Here is an 18,608-nt window from a genome sequence, read left to right on the forward strand (position 1 = left end):
AATTCAACAATATTGATAATATATGTTATAATATTCAAAACTAGTATATGAGGAGGTATGCACGTTGAATTATGACTTAATAAATTTAATGCAATTAATGTTTTTAGTGATATGTTTTACTGGCATACTATCATATACTTTATACACCTATAAAAATTTCAAAAATAAAACCAAAGAAAATATAACAAAAAGTGTTTTAATTCAGTGGCTTGGATTTATAAAAAAAGTGCTTCCGGAAGATTATATAATTTATGAAAAATATGTTATATGGATGTATGTAGAACGATTAAAAATTGAAATGATGTTTTAGCCAAAATTATTCGAGGGAGGATAAATATGAACATCATTTTTAATTTTTTAAGTAGTTTATTAGATTCAATTTTTAGTTTTACTGGGGATTGGGGCCTCGCAATAGTTTTTCTTACCATAAGTGTAAGATTAGTACTTTCTCCAATGTCTTTCAAACAAAAAAAATCCATGCACCAGCAACAAAAATTTGGTATAAAAATGCAAGAAATAAAGGAAAAATATAAAGATAACAAAGACAGACTTGACGTCGAAGTTAAAAAACAATCTGCTGAGAGTGCAAAAAGTATGCTGGGTTGCTTAGTAACCTTGTTACAACTGCCTATAATAATGACCCTGTGGAGTGTATTTAATAAGCTTCCTGTGAGCGCTAGTACATTTCTTATACCATGGGTGTCTAGTATTAAGGTCTCAGACAGTTATTTTATAGTTCCACTGATATATGTGCTTATATCGCTAACACCAAGTCTGCTTTCATATGTAACCTTACTTAAAATTGAAGGTCAGGCAACACTTAGCAAGAGTAATTTAATAATAATGGCAGTAGCTGGTTTGTTTGTTGCTAAAGCAGCTCCAATCGCAGTTGGAATATACTTAATCACCACAAGTGTGTTCAACTTTCTAGAAGAGCTTATTTTTAGACTATATATAAGAAATTCAAAAATTAGGAACTAAAAATTAAGGGCTGAACAATTATGTTCTAGCCCTTACTTTTAATTTTTTGATATAAACATTATTTTATTAAGTAAACAAATGTCAAATTACCTATTACTTTAGATATTGGTTGTGGTTCAGTTAGTCCTTTAGGCACACCTCCATCATAAAAAAACAATGCATTATTTGTTGGATCAACTCCGCTAAGGGCTTCACTTGCAGCCTTAAGCGCGCTTGCCTGTGCAGGTCTATTGATATTACCATTTAATACTGGTGTAAATTGATAACCTCCTTTTGTGCGTTCATTTATAACAGCGCTGATTGAATTTGGAAAATAACTACTCTTAACTCTATTTACAACTACTGCGCCTACAGCAACTTGAGCACTATAAGATTCTCCTTGTGCTTCTGCAGTTATTAGTCTAGATAATAAGTTCAAATCACTTTCTGTATATTTTATTGCTATATTGTCTGCCTTAGCTACCATTTTATCTTGAGCCTTTAATTTAACTTGCGATGTAGTAGAACTAGTTGTTACTGGAACCTTAATAATTTGTCCTGGGAAAATAGTATCATTCCATTTATTATTAGTTTTCCTTAAATCATTTAATGATTGTCCACATTTTTTCGCTATTACAGATAAACAATCCCCACTTTTAACAATATATGTTTTAGTTGTTAGTGAAGTTGCAAGTACATTTTGTGATGTAATTGTTGCTAAACCAATTGTCAATGCTGATGCTAAGAAAATAGATTTAATACTTTTAAATTTATTCATTTTAAGTACCCTCCTAATGCCTTCCAGTTTAATTTGATAATTATGGTATAGACATATAAATTTATATAGTTTTACTCCAAAATTAAGTTTTCGCTATTTTATTTGGAATATCGTCATATTATACCATAATAATATAAAGATGGCATGTTAATATAATTTATTTTCTAATTTATGTAAATTTTTTAGATTATATACGTTGTTAAATTAATGTTACAAGTATATAACAACATACTTTATTTACGTTAAATGGTTTACATATCTATCATATATGATAATATTAATATAAGAAGGTGATAAAATGTCATATGTATCTAATAGCAAAAAATACTTAACAATGAAATATAATAAATGCGGTAATAGTGGCTTAAAACTCTCTGCAATATCTCTTGGTTTATGGCATAATTTTGGTTATTCAGATTCCTTTGAAAACTCAAGAGCTCTAATTCATAAGGCTTTCGACCTTGGAATTACGCATTTCGACCTTGCGAATAACTACGGTCCTCCTCCTGGCTCTGCAGAAGAGACCTTCGGCAAAATCTTAAAACAGGATCTTTCAGGTTATAGAGATGAACTTGTTATCTCAACGAAGGCAGGTTATACCATGTGGCCCGGTCCTTATGGTGATTGGGGTTCAAAAAAATATTTAGTCTCCAGTCTTGACCAAAGTCTAAAAAGAACTGGTCTCGATTATGTAGATATCTTTTATCATCATAGACCTGACCCTAATACCCCTTTAGAAGAAACTATGTCTGCTTTAGATTTAATAGTAAAACAAGGAAAAGCTCTTTATGTAGGCTTATCCAACTATAAACCAGATGAAACCAAAAGGGCTTCCGCTATACTAAAAAAATTAGGCACCCCTTGTTTAATTCACCAGCCCTCCTATTCAATGTTTAATCGATGGATAGAAGATGGTCTTCAAGAGGTTCTAGATCAGGAAGGTATTGGTTCTATAGCCTTTAAACCTCTACAACAAGGTTTACTTACTACCAAATATTTAAAAGGAATTCCTAAAGACTCAAGAGCTGCCGGCAACTCAGCTTTCTTACATTCTGAAGATATTACAAAAGAGCAATTAGAAAAAGTTTCCAAATTAAATGTTTTGGCAATGGAACGTTCACAAACTTTACCCCAACTAGCTTTAGCTTGGGTATTAAGGGGTGGACATGTTACCTCTGCACTAATAGGTGCAAGTAAGGTAAGTCAAATCGAAGATAACGTAGGTGCACTAAATAATTTAGACTTTAGTGCAGGTGAACTAGAACGTATAGAACAAATATTAGCAAGCAAATAGTTATTTTTTTAAAAATGGATTAAATTCGCAAACTTCTATTTGTAAAAATCCTAACGTTTAATTCATAAACTTTAAGCACTTAATTAGATTAATATGCAATATAACTTGCTTTCTTTAGAAACCTGTGATATTATTAAGGAGTACTTAAATGAATAGTGAATAATGAAGCGCAGATATATTTCAAATATAATTTTTAAAATATAGTATTTTGTTATCAAAATTTTATTGGTTTGTTATTTCAAGTAGTTTAAGAAATAAAATTTCGGAGGTATACATTATATGAATGGTACAGTTAAATGGTTTAATGGTGAAAAAGGATTTGGTTTTATTACAGGAGAAGACGGAGTAGATGTTTTCGCACATTTCTCTCAAATAAATTCAGATGGTTACAAATCTCTTGATGAAGGTCAAAAAGTTTCTTTTGACATAGTTAAAGGACCTAAAGGCCCACAAGCAGAAAATATTACTGTTCTTTAGTAGTAATATTGGACCAGTAAATAGGAAACTATTTACTGGTCTTTTTGCTTTTTGTAAAAGTCATATGCTGTGGTATTATATCACTAGCCTATGGCTTTTTTAGATTACGTTTATAAAAAACACTTTGTATTAAGTATATTAATTTAAAAAGGATTTCATAAAATAATATTGAATACTTATATATAAATGGAGTAATTTTTGTCGCTAAGTTTTTATATACAAATTTATGGAGGTGTCTAAATGGATAAAATAATACTCGGAAGAACAAATTTAATGGTTACTAGAAGTGGTTTTGGAGCATTACCAGTTCAGCGGGTGTCTTTTGATGAAGCAAAGAATATTCTACGAAAAGCATATGATAATGGAATAAACTTCTTTGACACAGCAAGAGCATATTCTGATAGTGAAGAAAAAATAGGTTATTCCCTAGCAGATGTTAGGAAAAATATTATAATTGCAACTAAAACCCACGCTAAAGATAGAAAAACTTTACTTGAACATTTGCAGACAAGTCTAAAAAATTTAAAAACAGATTATATAGATATATATCAATTACATAACCCTGATGTACTTCCTGATCCGAAAGACCCAGAAGGTCTCTATGCAGGACTTTTGGAAGCTAAGAAAAAGGGACTTATTCGTTTTATAGGAATTACAAATCATAAATTGAAAAACGCAATGGATGCAGCAGCTTCAGGACTATATGACACTATACAATTTCCTTTATGTTCTTTATCATCAGACGATGATTTATTGTTAATAAAAGAATGTAAAAAAAGAAATATAGGACTAATTGCAATGAAGGCTCTGTCAGGAGGTCTAATAACTGATGCATCCTCGGCCTTTGCCTTTCTAAGACAATTTGATAATGTTGTACCAATATGGGGAATACAAAGAGAAACTGAGTTAGATGAATTTATAACCCTTGAGAAAAATCCACCATTATTAGATGATATCATGTGGTCAATTATTAACAAGGATCGTAGTGAGCTTTCAGGCGATTTCTGTCGTGGTTGTGGTTATTGTCTTCCATGCCCTGCTGGAATTGAAATCCCTACTTCTGCTCGAATATCACTTCTTCTTAAAAGAGCTCCTTATCAAGGATTCTTAGACGATAGCTTTAAAGAAAAGATGGAACTTATAAAGAATTGCATACAATGTGGACACTGTAAAAACCACTGTCCTTATAAGCTTGATACTCCAAATCTTTTAAAAAGAGAACTTAAAAACTACTCTGAATTTTATGCTAAGAATAAAAATGTTTAGTTTTAAAAAAAATAAATAGCCCCCTGTCCATTTTATTTAAAATGGACAGGGGGCTATTTATTATCTGTTACTCTTTAAAGTACTCAGGATATTCTCTTAGCAATATCATTTTGTCGTCATTTACTTTTGATAAGTGCTCACCAACTATTTTTATACCTAGCTCACTATCTTTAGCCTTTATTGCATCAATAATGCCTTTATGTTGTGCAACAACAAGATCCATGTTCATACTAGATATTAAATTAAGTGCCCTTATACGATCAAAATCGCCATTCATAAAATGAATAGCATTGAAAATCCGTTCCTTTTTACATCCTTTAAAAATAAGTTCATGAAAGGAATTGTCTAAATTAAATGCAGCGGTATAGTTATTTTTAAGTACACAAAATTGCTGTTGATTAATATTAGATTCTAAATCAAACAAATAACTCTCTTGAAAATCCTCACAAGCCAATTCAATAACTGCTTGTTCAAGTTTTAACCTCATAAATCGAGCATCTTCAACACGTTTTAAATCAATATAAGAAACTTGGGTACCCTTCTGAGGATAAATTTCTAACAATTGCTCAGAAACTAATAATGAAAAAGCTTCCCTAACTGGCGTTCTACTCACATTAAGATTATTTGCGATTTCATTTTCAGAAATACTTTCTCCCGGTTTAAGATTAAGATCAATAATATTACTTCTTAGCACTCGATAAGTATAATTTTTTATGGTCTCATAAGAATTTTTCTCTAATAGTTCAATTTTCATAATAAATTTCCCTTTATTTTAAATTACTTTAGTTTGTATAGCTAGTATGTTAGCACTATATTTTTATATTGTCAACATCAATCCTAATGCACCTTAGCACTGTATTCACCATAAATTATATATTTAACTTTTCTAATAAAAGATATAAAACCTGTAGAATTACAACTAGCTCTTTAACTATATTTCATAAAAGAATAGTAATATTATTAGTAAATACACTTGTTTTATTACTATTTCTTAAGAACCTAATCAAATATGATTGAATATAGTATTATGTACTATGTTATATGGAGGATAAAAATGGAATATCAAAATAGGGATAAACTGACTAAATATTCAGCATCAAATAATTGTGTACCACAAGAAACTATAATAAAACATGTTAGATTAGCTGCAGCTTACGTTCCTTACCAGAAACTTTGCACACTTTTTTCGCCATTAGAAGCGCTTAAAAGAGGAACTGCTTTTCCGGAGCTTTATAGTCCATACGATGGAGAAGGCAAAATGTCTTCTAATTTAAAATCAAGTAACAAGGAGAGAACTTATGGAGAGTAAAATGGAGCTTTTAAAACAAATAGTTGCCGGCGAATTTATAAAAGAAGACCTAGCTTTGTACCTTAATACTCATCCAATGGATCAAGAGGCTCTTGCAAAATATAATTTCTATGTGGTGGAGACAAAAGGATTAAAAGATCACTATGAGATGAATTATGGAATGTTATCTGAACACGACTCCCTCAGCCCTTACCCATGGCGATGGTCAAGTAATCCATGGCCTTGGGAGCCTGAAGCAAATTTTAGTCTTAGAAAGGAGGATAAATAATTTATGTGGACATACGATAAGTTCTTACAATACCCAGTAAAAATTAAAACTCCAAATCCTGAAATGGCAAAAATTATTATTACTCAATATGGAGGACCAGATGGTGAATTAGGTGCCTCATTAAGATATCTAAGTCAGCGATTTTCCATGATTACTCCTCAAGCAATATCAACATGTAATGATATTGGAACTGAGGAATTGGCTCATTTAGAAATGGTTGGTGCTATGGTTAGGCAACTTATGAAAGGTGCCAGTCTTGAAGAGATTGAAAAAGGTGGCATGGCTGGTTATTATGTAGACCATGGCAGAGGAGTATACCCCGTAAGTGCTTCTGGCGTTCCCTTTACTGCTGCATATCTTCAATCAAAAGGTGACCCAATTGTAGACCTTACTGAAAACTTAGCTGCTGAGCAAAAAGCTAGGTCAACTTATGAATATCTAATAAATATGGCTGACGATCCTGATGTATTAGACCCTTTAAAGTTTCTACGTGCAAGAGAAATTGTTCATTATCAAAGATTTGGTGAATCTCTTAGAATCGTTCAAGATTACTTACAAGAACCTCGGCTATTTACAATGAAATAATATCATAAATACCACATATTAACAAAAGAGAAAATACAGATAAATAAAATCTGTGTTTTCTCTTTTATTAATTTAAATGACTCTAGAGTTAGGTTTATTTATGTTAATTTCATGTGTGTGATATAATAAAAAGGTTAGTATATATATTGGGAGATGATTGAATGATAAAAGAGAACATTAACGATTATAATTTAAGTAGTGAGTTATTAAAAGCAATTAGTTTGTTAAATTTCAAGGATTTTACAAAGGTTCAAAAACAGGTTATACCTGCAGTGCTATCACAAAAGGATGTAGTAGTAAAATCCAAAACTGGAAGTGGGAAAACAGCAGCATATGGCATTCCTATTTGTCAGTTAGTTGATTGGGAGGAAAATAAACCACAAGCATTAGTAATTACACCAACAAGAGAACTCGCTATCCAAGTCAAAGAAGATATTTTTAATATAGGTAGATTTAAAAGACTTAAAGTATGTGCAGTCTATGGAAAGTCTTCTTTCACCGATCAAAAAAAAGAACTTAAACAAAAGACACATGTAGTGGTTGGCACCCCTGGTCGAATTATGGATCATATAGAAAAAGGTACATTTGATATATCGAATATAAAATATCTTGTAATAGATGAAGCCGATGAAATGCTTAATATGGGATTTGTAGATCAAATAGAATCAATCTTAAGTGGCTTATCAAAAGACCGTGTAACCATGTTATTGTCAGCTACAATGCCAAAAGACATACATAGTTTATGTAACAGATATATGAAAGATCCTATATATATCGAAATAGAGGATGAAAATAAAGCATCCAATAATATACTTCAAGAACAATATAACGTACATGAATTTGATAAAATAGATCTTTTAAGTGATTTAACCATTGTTGAAAACCCAGATAGTTGCATAATATTTTGCAATACAAAAGTGAAGGTAGATTCAGTTTATAACGACCTAATAGACCTCGAGTATACTTGCAAGAAAATACATGGTGGAATGGAACAAAGTGATAGGTTAAGAGTAATGAATGATTTTAAGAAGGGTTATTTTAGATACCTTGTAGCTACCGATGTTGCAGCTCGTGGTATAGACATAGATAACATTACACTTGTAATTAATTATGATATTCCAGAGGATAAAGAAAGTTATGTTCATAGGATAGGAAGAACTGGTCGTATAGGTAAGATGGGCCGTGCTATTACTTTTGTAACGAATCGTGATAATAGGTTTTTGTATGATATAGAGCAGTATATTGGTAAAGAAATTCCTTTGAAGGAAAGACCCGAATCTGAAATTGTAAATAATTTTAAAGAGGAATTTATTAATAAAATGGATAAAAGACCTGTTCTTAAAGAATCAAAAGGAGCAGAACTCAGCAAAGAAATTATGAAATTACATATTAATGCAGGTAAAAAGACTAAGATGAGAGCTATGGATATCGTAGGTACCCTTTGCAGTATCAAAGGAATGACTAAAGATGATATAGGAATCATCAATATAATCGATATATCTACTTTTGTAGAAATATTAAATAATAAAGGTGAATTAGTGTTTAAAGCCCTTCAAGATACACCTATCAAAGGAAGACTACGCACAGTAAGTAAGGACATATTAGAAGACAGATATTAACATCTTGGTACCTATAGAATAGACACTTTAAAAAAAGTGTAAAACTCTACTGGGTACTTTATTTATTTGGAATCATCTCATCGCCTTTGAATTCTAAAATATCCCCTGGCTGACATTTAAGCTCGCTACATATAGCCTCAAGGGTTGAGAATCTTATTGCCTTTGCCTTATTGGTTTTTAATATAGATAAATTTGAATTTGTAATTCCTACTCTAATTGCAAGATCCGATAAATTAATCTTCCTTTTTGCCATCATTACATCTAGATTCACTATTATTGCCATGTATTTCACCTCAATTTATTGATATATGTAAATATCTATATTGTTAAGTCATTTTCTTCTTTAACTTCAATCGCCTGCTTAAAAACCTTAGAAAGAATTAATGTGAAACAACCTGCAAAGAAAAAAATTATAAACTCAATATCTGTGTGTATTCCACTAGCATCTATTTCTATTAACTTAAAATTTAAAAATTGATTGTTAATAAAAAAATTGACCACATAACAACCTGAAACTGTAAAACACGATATAGCAACATTTCTCAAACTTTTAACATTTTTCCATACGAAAGGCGTCATTTTAACCAATGAATTTATAATACATCTAAGATAATACATTATACAAAGCAATGCAAAACCACCTAGAACAAATAGAGTACATGTAACAATATTTTTAGGATTAAATAAATTTGTTTGATGAATTATCAATGCCTTTCTCAGTATAAATAAATATACAATAAAACCTGTGATGATTAAAACATCTAACATTAACTTTAATAAAGATGATAAAGAAGTTTTTCCATAATACTTCATAAAAATTTCCTCCATAATTTATATATAATTATATATACTTATATAAACTTTAAAATAATATTATCACACTAATTTTCTTTTTACAATATAGATTCACTGTTTATCAATGAATCCATATTGCAAAACATAAATTCACTCTGTAAAACATCAATCTACCATTCAGCTTTATTTTAATAAATGTAATAATTAATATTTCATGGAATATATTATAAAATAACACAAATTACAATTGTAAACTAAAGCTTATAATTACAGTTGTAATTTAAATGGGGGTAATATATTAATGTATAAAATGTCCAAAATATCAAATGCTGAATGGGAGATAATGAAAATAATATGGAAGAATTCTGAAATTTCATCAATCAACATTATAAAAGAATTAAAGGATAAATCTGAGTGGAAACCAGCTACAGTTAAAAGTTTGATTAATAGATTATTAAATAAAAATATTATTGGATTTAATAAATTAGGTTATGAATATTTATATTATCCTTTAGTCTCAGAAGATGATTGTATAAAATTAGAAAGTTTTTCCTTTGTTAATAGAGTATTTAATGGTTCTATTAAATCCCTGCTTTTGACATTAGCCCAATCAGACGAGTTATCTGAATTAGATATAAAAGAATTAAAAGATATACTAAATCAACTTATTAAACGGAAATGTGGGGAGGATTAATATGAGGCGTAATGCTATTAAAAAAAATAGTAAGAGCAAAATACTTTTAAGTGTTTTAACATTCCTTTTTATTTTTTTATTAGGTTTAGTTTTGCCTAAAAGTGCTAATGCGACTAATGAAGGTAAATCTCAAAATTACTTTTTTATTAAGGCAATTAGTAACACAGTAGCTTTATTTAATTCTCCTAGCAATGGAGAACAGGATACCAACAGTGAAATTAAATATTCAATCCTATCGTTTTTAGGAATAGATATTTCCAATCCTATATCCATAATAACAAAAGAAATTGCTTATTTGGACAAAAATAAAGTTAGTACTAATGTAAACAATGAAGGGGATGATATAAACTCAGTTGTTCCCTTCAAATTGGTTGAAAACCAGGTAAATAAATCTAAAGACCCAAATGTTGTAGCAAACCTCATTAATAACGATTTGAAACAAACCCTAAATAAATCAAAACCACGAGTCCTAATATATCATTCTCATACAACAGAAGCTTATCGTACCTCTGAAAAAGATACCACTAAAACTGCTTTTAATGCGGATGAAACACTAAATGTATGTGCTGTAGGTGATGTAATAACCGAGCAACTAGAAAGTAAATATGGAATCTCTGTAATACACGATAAAACTGTAAACAATGTACCTGATTATAATTCAGCCTATAAAAATTCTGGTGTTAATTTGGATAAGTATTTAAAAAAATATGGAGATTTTGATTTAATTATAGATTTACATAGAGATGGCGTTCCAACTTCTAGTAATAACGTATTAAAAACTAAAATAAATGGAGAAGATGTAGCTGAATTTCTATTTGTCGTTACACGTCAAAACCCTAGGTATGCCAAGCAGAAAAAACTAGTAGACTCAATGGTTGGAATATCAAATAAATTATTTCCGAATCTTTTAGACCCAAGAGAAATCTATTATGCTGACTGGGGAATAAATTTCTATAATCAAGGTAGAAGTAACAATGCATTGCTTGTTGAGGTAGGAAATAATAATAATACTATATCACAGGTAAAAAACACTGGTATGTATTTATCAAGGATATTTGCAGAGCAATTAAATGGTAAAAAATAATCCTATTACCAACCATTTTGAATGTAACTTTATAAAGTTACATTCATTATTTTTTCTTAAAACCATATAAATTATTTAATAATAAGACCAAGTATGCTTGATAATGAGATTGCTTGAGTTGTTGTAACTCTTGCACCTTTAACATCAGCAATATTTACTCCCATACCTTCAATGTTACAACTAGTAAAGTCTATTCCTTTAAGACTTGTGTAGTTCATTTGAGCCCCAATCAAATTAGACTCCCTAAATTCAACTTTTAAAAGCTTTGAATTTTGAAAATCTGAAGAACGTAATTGACACTCAAGAAACGCAACTTGCTTACAATCAGAGTAATTAAAGAAAGCAAATTCGCCATTACAATTTTCAAAAATTACATCTCTAAAAGTTGTCTCACTTAAATTAATACCAATGATTTTACAATTCACAAATTCAACTCTATGTAAAGACGCCTCGTTAAAATCGACATTTGATAAATCACAATTTTCAAATCTTACATCTGTCATCTCTATACGCCTAAAAGTTATTTTATTAAAGATAACTTTTGTAAATATTACTTGTTTAAAATTTACCCTATCAGCTTCATGGTTTTCTAAGCAGCAATCACTAACAGTTCCAAAAGAGAATATACTCTCATCCTCAATATTCTCCTTAGATAACTCTATAATATCTAAATCTGTATCAAATTTAGGTCTTATAACTTTTGTTTTTAATTTTTTCTCTTCCATATGTATTCCCTCCATTTAATCTTAAAATAAATAATTTACGGATATGCATCCGTAAATAACTACTTATTCTTTTATAATTATAGTATACTCTTTTAGTTTAATCCAAGTAAGCACAATTCTAAAACTACACTAAACAAATTAAGGCTATAAAATAACTACTCTTTTAAAGTAGCTTCTTTTATAGCCTTAAATACAAGCTTTCCCGCCTTAATAGGCCTTTCTAATATAAATAAATGTCCATATTCCTTTAGTGATATAAAAGTACTGTATTTAAACCTTTTTATTGTTTTAAGTAACTCTTCTTCACTAAAAAAGCAATCATCTTTCGCTAAAAATGCAATAACAGACATGTTATTATCTATCATTAATTCATTTTTAGAAATTTCATTCATATTATCACACTCCAGAAAATCTGCATGGCAAGTAACTGACAAATTACATATTAAATTAGGATTTAGATATTTAATATACCAAGGCATCTTACCTTTGCAACTCTTCTCAATTAGCGACTTTACATTAAATGTTTTAGTTTCTTTATTATATAATCCTTTAATAACCGTTTTATCGTACCTTGTGAATCTAGCGCTAGCAAATAAAATGCAAAGGTCTATATTCTTTTCTAATAGCTTTCTGTTAACAATATTTAGAAGTGTCATTCCACCAATTGAATAACCAAGCAATGTAACTTTCGCGCTGCAGTAATTTTCTTTGATTAAATGTTTTATAACATTAACTTGAAAATCAATCAAATCATTTCCATCGGTTAAAGGTTCTCCCTTAGTTAAGGATTTTCCAAATCCATGTCCCGGTGTATTGATTATAATAACTTCGGTTTCCCTAAACTGCTTTGCAAATATAGCGTAATTTGATGCATAGGTGGCTGCCCCAGTAAGAATTATAACTGTATTATATAGTGGTTTAGACTCCACTTTTTTTAAACAAATAATTTCTTTATTATTAATAATCAAGTTAATCTTCTTAAGCCAAACACCCACTTAAATTCACCTCTTTTTCTATTTCGATTTTATTATGTTACCCACTATTTCTTTATATAAATCCATTTTATATTTTTAATTGGTATCGTAGTAGTAATTTGTAGCTTTTAATAATAAAAAAAATAGACAATATATACTTGTCTATTTTTATAATTTATAGATTCCAACATGCTACTCGGTGTCCTCCACCTATATCTTCAAACTTAGGTTCTTCTTTTGTGCATTTTTCTGAACATTTAAAACATCTAGTATGAAAACTGCACCCAGATGGTGGATTAATTGGACTTGGCACATCACCCGTTAATATTATTCTACTTTTTTTCTTAGTTGGATCTGGAATTGGAATGGCCGATAATAGTGCCTGTGAATATGGATGCTTAGGTTCATTATAGAGTATATCTCCATCCGCAATTTCAACCATTTTCCCTAAATACATTACACCAACTCTTGTACTTACATGTTTAACTACATTTAGTCCGTGTGCAATAAATAGATAAGTTAGATCAAATTCCTTTTGCAGATCATGAAGCAAATTAAGGACCTGTGCTTGTATAGAAACATCTAATGCTGATACTGGTTCATCACAAACAATAAGCTTAGGATTTAGAGAAAGTGCCCTTGCTATACCAACTCTTTGCCTTTGACCACCACTAAATTCGTGGGGATATCTATTTCTATGAAAACTAGCTAGTCCTACGCAATTTAAAAGCGATAAAACTCTCCTCTCTATATCCTCTTTTCTTTCTGTTTTATTTACCCTCATAGGCTCAGCTATTATATCACCAATGTTCATCCTTGGATTTAGAGAAGAGTAAGGATCTTGAAATATAATTTGTATGTTTTTTCTCATACTCTTTTGCTCTTTTTTTGATAACTTAGCTATATCGCTTCCTTCAAAAATAACTTGACCCGAGGTTGGAGTCATAAGATTAACAAGCATTCTACCGGTAGTTGATTTTCCACAACCGGATTCACCAACGAGTCCTAAGGTTTCACCCTTGAAAATATTAAATGACACACCGTCAACAGCCTTAACAAAATCTGTTGTTCCACCAAATACACCAGATTTTACAGGGAAATATTTTTTTAAATGTTTAACTTCTAATAATGGTTCCATATTTACACCTGTCCTTCCCGTTTATCACTGTATAGAAAACAACGAACTTTTCTACCTTCATATTCCACAAGCTCTGGTTGCTTAACCTTGCAAATATCCATACATTTATTACACCTATCACTAAAAGAACACCCTTTGGGCATATGTAGCGGGTTAGGTACCATCCCAGGAATCATAAATAACTGGTCAACCTTTTCATCCACCTTAGGTATGGAAAGAAGTAGACCTTCCGTATATGGATGTAACGGTTTCTCAAATAACTGAAGCGAAGTTGCGCTTTCAACGATCTTTCCACAATACATTACTACAACTTTATCTGCTGTTTCTGCAACTACTCCAAGATCATGGGTAATTAAAAGAATTGCAGTTCCAAATTTATCTTTTAATTTTACTATTAATTCTAAAATCTGAGCTTGTATAGTAACATCAAGAGCAGTTGTAGGTTCATCTGCAATAAGTAATTCTGGGTTACAAGAAAGTGCTATAGCAATCATTACTCTTTGTCTCATTCCACCACTTAATTGATGAGGATAATCGTTTATTCTCTTCTCTGGAGTTGGAATACCTACAAGCTCTAGCATCTTAACTGCCTCAGCCATTGCATCTTTCTTTTTTAATTTCTTATGCCTAGTTATAGTTTCCGCTATTTGCTTTCCTACAGTAAATACAGGATTTAAAGAAGTCATAGGTTCTTGAAATATCATAGCTATTTCATTACCTCTTATATTTCGCATTTCTTTATTACTTTTCTTTAATAAATCTTCACCTTTAAATAAAATCTCTCCACCTATAATTTCTCCAGGTGGATTTGGTATAAGGCTCAATATCGATAATGAAGTTACACTTTTTCCACTACCAGATTCACCAACAATGGCCAGTATTTCACCTTTGTCCACCTCAAAATCTACGCCATCTACTGCATTTACGAGTCCACCCTTAACTCTAAATTGAGTTTTTAAGTTTTTAACTTCTAGTAACATTATGTTATCCCCCTTATTGATGAAGTTTTGGATCCAAAGCATCCCTAAGTCCATCACCAAATAGATTGAAAGCAAGTACAGTTATTGTTATAGCAATACCTGGAAATAGAATTATATGAGAAGCATTATAAAAATATCCTCTCCCTGCTCCGAGCATACTCCCCCATTCTGCTTGTGGAGGTTGTACTCCAAGTCCCAAAAATCCAAGAGCCGCCGTATCTAAAATAGCGTTAGATACTCCGAGAGTCGCACGCACAATTATAGGCGAAATTACATTAGGTAATATGTGTTTAAATATTATAGCAAAATCACTATTTCCAATAACTCTTGCAGCTTGAACATATTCACTATCTTTAATTGATAATATTGAACCCCTAACAATTCTCGCATATTCAGGAATGGTAACAATACTTATTGCAATTATAGCATTATCTATACCCTTACCTAGAACACTCATAAAAGCAATTGCAAGTAATAAAGAAGGGAAGGCAAGTATAATATCCATAAATCTCATAATTAGCATATCTACCTTGCCACCATAATATCCAGCTATAGATCCTACAAAAATCCCTATGGATAGAGCTACTGCAACTGCTGTAATGCCAACTCTTAAAGAAATTTTAGTACCATCTATTATCCTGCTTAAAATATCACGCCCCTGCTCATCTGTTCCAAACCAATGAGCTAATGATGGTTTTTGAAGGCTTTGAGCTAATTCTCCTATATTCGGATTATAAGGCATAATTAATGGTCCCAAAATGGCAACAAGTACTAATATTATTATAATTACCAGCCCGACTAGAGCTGCTTTATTTTTCTTAATCATATACCATGCATTCCCAAGTTTAGATTCTTCTTTAGGAGTGTTTTGCAATTGTACTTCTTCATTTAAATTTTGGGTTATCATTTTATATCACTCCTCTAAGAATATTTAATCCTTGGATCTATAAATGCATAAATTATATCTACGATTAAATTAACAAGCACAAAAATTACTGCCATCATCATAACCGTACCTTGAACAACAGGATAATCTGTAACTAAAATTGCATCTACTACGTATTTACCAACACCTGGCCATGAGAATACAGTCTCTGTTAGTACTGCTCCCCCTAGTAACGATCCTAGTTGAAGCCCTATTACTGTTATAATTGGAATCAATGCATTTTTCAGTGCATGTCCAAATATAACTGGTCTTTCTAAAAGACCCTTCGCTCTAGCGGTCCTAATATAATCTTGTCTCACAACCTCAAGCATAGTAGAACGAGTCATTCTTGCAATAATCGCAGTGGATGCAGATCCAAGTGCTACCGCTGGCATAATCAGATGTTTTAAAGCACTAGCGAATGCGGCCATATTTCCAGTAGCCAAAGAATCAATTAAGTATAAACCTGTGATTCTAATTGGTTCAAGGCCTATATCTATCCTCCCGGATACTGGCAACCAATGAAGTTGAACTGAAAAAACTAATATAAAAATTAAGCCTAACCAAAATATAGGCATTGATACTCCAAGCAGTGATACTATCATGCAAATATAATCAGCAATTGAGTTTTGTTTAATAGCAGAAATAACCCCCATAATAACTCCAAAAATAGAAGAAAATATAATAGCTGCTAATGCAAGTTCAATTGTAGCTGGGAAACGTGCCATTATTTCATCCCATACCGGAGTTTTTGACATAAGTGAATTTCCCAAATCCCCATGAAATATTCCTATTAAAAAATCCCAATACTGAATATAAATAGGCTTATTCAGTCCAAGTTGTTCTCTTAGAGCTATAATCTGACTTTGACTTGCGTGCTGACCAAGAATTGTGGCAGCTGGATCAGTAGTAAACATGTGCATAACCAAGAAAACAAGCATTGATACTCCAACGATAACGGGTAATAGCAAAAGCAGTCTTTTAATAATATATTTAGCCATGGTTGCCTCCTCTTTAAATCTTAAAAAGTGAAACACCGCAACTTACGGTATTCCACCTAAAAATCTTTCTTAAATAGAATTATTTATCTACACCACTAAAAAATACTGTTCCTGTTGGATGTATAGCAAACCCAGTAACCTTAGGTGAATATGCTGCAAGGGCTTGTGAATGTGATATTGGAAGCCATGGAGCATCTTTTGCTACCACTTGTTGTATTTCTTTATAAACTTTATTTCTTTCCTCTCCATTTGGTAATGCTCTGCCTTTTTCAAGTAAAGCGTCCACAACAGGATTTGAATATTGAGCTGAATTCAAAGTAGATTTAATTTCATGTGAATCAAGTAATGTAAGGAAGTTATCCGCATCACCATTGTCACCTGTCCAACCATAGAAGAATATATCTCCTTCTCCATTAGCAAGTTTTGCTTTATAATCAGTCCAATTGTATGAATCTATAGTTGCTGTAACTCCAATCTTTGCCAAGTAATTTTGAACTGATTCTGCAAGTTTTTGTCCACCAACTGTATTATATGGTCTAGGATTAGAATAAGTAATAATTTTAACCTTTAAATTTGATTTCCCAGCATCCTTAAGCATCTGTTTTGCCTTTGCTACATCATATTTATATGGCTCAACTGTCTTATCGTAACCAGGCATAAATGATGGAAGTGGACTGTTTGCTACGGTTGAATATCCTTGATACAAATATTTAACAAGTTCATCGCGATTGATTGCATGAGAAATAGCTTCCCTTAACTTAACATCATTAAATGGTGCTCTTGATGTATTAAATCCCATATAGTTGATGTTCATTCCATCACTTTGATATATTTTCATATTACTAGATTTTAATTTTGCAATATCATTAGGGTCAACTCCGTCAATTATATCTGTTCCGGCAGTCATTAAATCACTGGCACGTACTGAATTTTCTTTTGTAAACTTAAACACTATGTTATCAGCCTTTGGTTTAACTCCCCAATACGTATCATTTTTCTTAAGTTTTATTGACTGATTTTTATCCCAAGATACAAAAGTATAAGGCCCTGTACCAACTGGATTTTCAACAAATTTAGCTCCAAACTTTTTAGCTGCTGTTGGACTTACAATTGGAGCCGCAAGGCACATAGCAAGATTCGCTAAAAACGGAGTATATTTATTTTTAAGCGTAAACTTAACTGAATAATCGCCAGTTTTTTCAAGTTTCGCTACTGGTCCAAATGTGAAAGATGCATAAGGCATATCATTTGTAGCCTTTGGAGGCAGTTGTCTCCCAACACTATATATAACCGAATCTGCATTAAAAGGTGTTCCATCTTGGAACTTAACATTCTTTCTTAAATTAAAAGTATATTCTTTTCCATCAGTACTAATTTTCCAATCCGTAGCAAGACTAGGTTCAATATCGGTAGATCCATCTTTGTATTTAAGAAGACCTTCATAAACATTAACAATAACCTTAGCAGACTCACCATCATCTACATAAGCTGGATCTAATCCTCTAGGATCTGCTCCCTGAGAATAAATTATTGTTTTTGGCGTTCCTGTTTTGGTTGCGGTAGCCTTTGAACTTCCACAGCCTGTAAGCGCGGCACTTAATACAAGTACCCCCGTAAGCATCATAGCAAGATATTTCCTTTTCATATTAATTTGCCCCCCCTAAAATGTGTAAATAATCCATATTTAAAACTGAAATGTTTGTTTTGGAATCATGCATTTATTTAGCCTATTTTAC

Annotated in this window: 22 protein-coding genes; 11 read left to right on the top strand and 11 right to left on the bottom strand. The window is 31.3% G+C overall.

Annotated features, from left to right (window positions below; all coding sequences use genetic code 11):
* The first annotated feature begins 64 nt into the window (after positions 1-64).
* Together LL038_RS15905 and LL038_RS15910 are read left to right on the top strand one after the other, a co-directional pair.
* A complete protein-coding gene (locus tag LL038_RS15905) occupies positions 65-310 on the top strand; it encodes a hypothetical protein (protein WP_216123814.1) in 246 nt (81 codons plus the stop codon).
* A gap of 26 nt (positions 311-336) precedes the next feature.
* Positions 337-981, top strand: coding sequence for a YidC/Oxa1 family membrane protein insertase (locus tag LL038_RS15910; protein WP_216123812.1), 645 nt, complete (start codon positions 337-339; stop codon positions 979-981).
* A 58-nt stretch (positions 982-1,039) separates the two neighbouring features.
* Here LL038_RS15910 and LL038_RS15915 read toward each other — a convergent pair whose 3' ends face one another.
* Positions 1,040-1,738, bottom strand: a complete 699-nt coding sequence (locus tag LL038_RS15915; protein WP_216123810.1) for a cell wall hydrolase — start codon at positions 1,736-1,738, stop codon at positions 1,040-1,042.
* A 298-nt stretch (positions 1,739-2,036) separates the two neighbouring features.
* On the opposite strand from LL038_RS15915, the gene mgrA reads away from it, so the two are divergent.
* The 3 genes from mgrA (at position 2,037) to LL038_RS15930 (ending at position 4,775) form a co-directional block, all read left to right on the top strand.
* The gene (mgrA, locus tag LL038_RS15920; protein ID WP_216123809.1) at positions 2,037-3,032 is read left to right on the top strand and encodes an L-glyceraldehyde 3-phosphate reductase; all 996 of its coding nucleotides are present in this window, start codon (positions 2,037-2,039) and stop codon (positions 3,030-3,032) included.
* A gap of 279 nt (positions 3,033-3,311) precedes the next feature.
* Entirely contained in the window at positions 3,312-3,509 is a 198-nt protein-coding gene (locus LL038_RS15925) for a cold shock domain-containing protein (protein WP_071611355.1), read from the top strand.
* Positions 3,510-3,749: 240 nt separating this feature from the next.
* Entirely contained in the window at positions 3,750-4,775 is a 1,026-nt protein-coding gene (locus tag LL038_RS15930) for an aldo/keto reductase (protein WP_216123808.1), read from the top strand.
* A gap of 67 nt (positions 4,776-4,842) precedes the next feature.
* Here LL038_RS15930 and LL038_RS15935 read toward each other — a convergent pair whose 3' ends face one another.
* Positions 4,843-5,529 carry a GntR family transcriptional regulator gene (locus LL038_RS15935; RefSeq protein ID WP_216106296.1) on the bottom strand — a complete coding sequence of 229 codons (687 nt, stop codon included), beginning with the start codon at positions 5,527-5,529 and terminating at the stop codon, positions 4,843-4,845.
* A gap of 300 nt (positions 5,530-5,829) precedes the next feature.
* On the opposite strand from LL038_RS15935, the gene LL038_RS15940 reads away from it, so the two are divergent.
* From LL038_RS15940 to LL038_RS15955, 4 genes are all read left to right on the top strand, one after another.
* On the top strand, positions 5,830-6,084 hold the full coding sequence (locus tag LL038_RS15940; RefSeq protein ID WP_216123806.1) for a spore coat associated protein CotJA: 255 nt from the start codon (positions 5,830-5,832) through the stop codon (positions 6,082-6,084).
* A complete protein-coding gene (locus tag LL038_RS15945; protein ID WP_171296093.1) occupies positions 6,074-6,352 on the top strand; it encodes a spore coat protein CotJB in 279 nt (92 codons plus the stop codon). Before LL038_RS15940 ends, LL038_RS15945 begins: the two co-directional genes overlap by 11 nt.
* Before the next feature lie 3 nt (positions 6,353-6,355).
* Positions 6,356-6,937: a manganese catalase family protein gene (locus LL038_RS15950; RefSeq protein ID WP_216123805.1), complete on the top strand. Its 582-nt coding sequence runs from the start codon at positions 6,356-6,358 to the stop codon at positions 6,935-6,937.
* Between the two features lie 161 nt (positions 6,938-7,098).
* Positions 7,099-8,556: a DEAD/DEAH box helicase gene (locus LL038_RS15955; protein WP_216123804.1), complete on the top strand. Its 1,458-nt coding sequence runs from the start codon at positions 7,099-7,101 to the stop codon at positions 8,554-8,556.
* A gap of 58 nt (positions 8,557-8,614) precedes the next feature.
* Here the strand turns inward: LL038_RS15955 and LL038_RS15960 are convergent, their stop codons facing one another.
* Positions 8,615-8,839, bottom strand: coding sequence for a helix-turn-helix domain-containing protein (locus LL038_RS15960; RefSeq protein WP_216123794.1), 225 nt, complete (start codon positions 8,837-8,839; stop codon positions 8,615-8,617).
* Positions 8,840-8,874: 35 nt separating this feature from the next.
* The gene (locus LL038_RS15965) at positions 8,875-9,369 is read right to left on the bottom strand and encodes a DUF2975 domain-containing protein (protein ID WP_216123792.1); all 495 of its coding nucleotides are present in this window, start codon (positions 9,367-9,369) and stop codon (positions 8,875-8,877) included.
* A gap of 283 nt (positions 9,370-9,652) precedes the next feature.
* Between LL038_RS15965 and LL038_RS15970 the strand changes: the two genes are divergently transcribed.
* The gene (locus LL038_RS15970; RefSeq protein ID WP_216123790.1) at positions 9,653-10,045 is read left to right on the top strand and encodes a BlaI/MecI/CopY family transcriptional regulator; all 393 of its coding nucleotides are present in this window, start codon (positions 9,653-9,655) and stop codon (positions 10,043-10,045) included.
* Position 10,046: 1 nt separating this feature from the next.
* Positions 10,047-11,129, top strand: a complete 1,083-nt coding sequence (locus LL038_RS15975; RefSeq protein ID WP_216123787.1) for a stage II sporulation protein P — start codon at positions 10,047-10,049, stop codon at positions 11,127-11,129.
* 71 nt (positions 11,130-11,200) lie between these two features.
* Here LL038_RS15975 and LL038_RS15980 read toward each other — a convergent pair whose 3' ends face one another.
* The 7 genes from LL038_RS15980 to LL038_RS16010 form a co-directional block, all read right to left on the bottom strand.
* The gene (locus LL038_RS15980) at positions 11,201-11,854 is read right to left on the bottom strand and encodes a pentapeptide repeat-containing protein (RefSeq protein ID WP_216123785.1); all 654 of its coding nucleotides are present in this window, start codon (positions 11,852-11,854) and stop codon (positions 11,201-11,203) included.
* Between the two features lie 155 nt (positions 11,855-12,009).
* Complete coding sequence (locus LL038_RS15985; protein WP_216123783.1) at positions 12,010-12,849, bottom strand: serine aminopeptidase domain-containing protein; 840 nt, start codon at positions 12,847-12,849, stop codon at positions 12,010-12,012.
* A gap of 154 nt (positions 12,850-13,003) precedes the next feature.
* Positions 13,004-13,966 (bottom strand): ABC transporter ATP-binding protein, encoded by a 963-nt coding sequence (locus LL038_RS15990; protein WP_216123781.1) that lies wholly within the window; start codon positions 13,964-13,966, stop codon positions 13,004-13,006.
* Between the two features lie 2 nt (positions 13,967-13,968).
* A complete protein-coding gene (locus LL038_RS15995) occupies positions 13,969-14,946 on the bottom strand; it encodes an ABC transporter ATP-binding protein (protein ID WP_216123779.1) in 978 nt (325 codons plus the stop codon).
* A gap of 13 nt (positions 14,947-14,959) precedes the next feature.
* Complete coding sequence (nikC, locus tag LL038_RS16000; RefSeq protein ID WP_216106311.1) at positions 14,960-15,853, bottom strand: nickel transporter permease; 894 nt, start codon at positions 15,851-15,853, stop codon at positions 14,960-14,962.
* A gap of 14 nt (positions 15,854-15,867) precedes the next feature.
* Positions 15,868-16,872 carry an ABC transporter permease gene (locus LL038_RS16005; RefSeq protein ID WP_216123777.1) on the bottom strand — a complete coding sequence of 335 codons (1,005 nt, stop codon included), beginning with the start codon at positions 16,870-16,872 and terminating at the stop codon, positions 15,868-15,870.
* 79 nt (positions 16,873-16,951) lie between these two features.
* Complete coding sequence (locus LL038_RS16010; RefSeq protein ID WP_216123775.1) at positions 16,952-18,517, bottom strand: ABC transporter substrate-binding protein; 1,566 nt, start codon at positions 18,515-18,517, stop codon at positions 16,952-16,954.
* Positions 18,518-18,608: the final 91 nt, after the last annotated feature.

The sequence above is a fragment of the Clostridium estertheticum genome (assembly GCF_026650985.1).
Taxonomy (GTDB): domain Bacteria; phylum Bacillota; class Clostridia; order Clostridiales; family Clostridiaceae; genus Clostridium_AD; species Clostridium_AD estertheticum_C.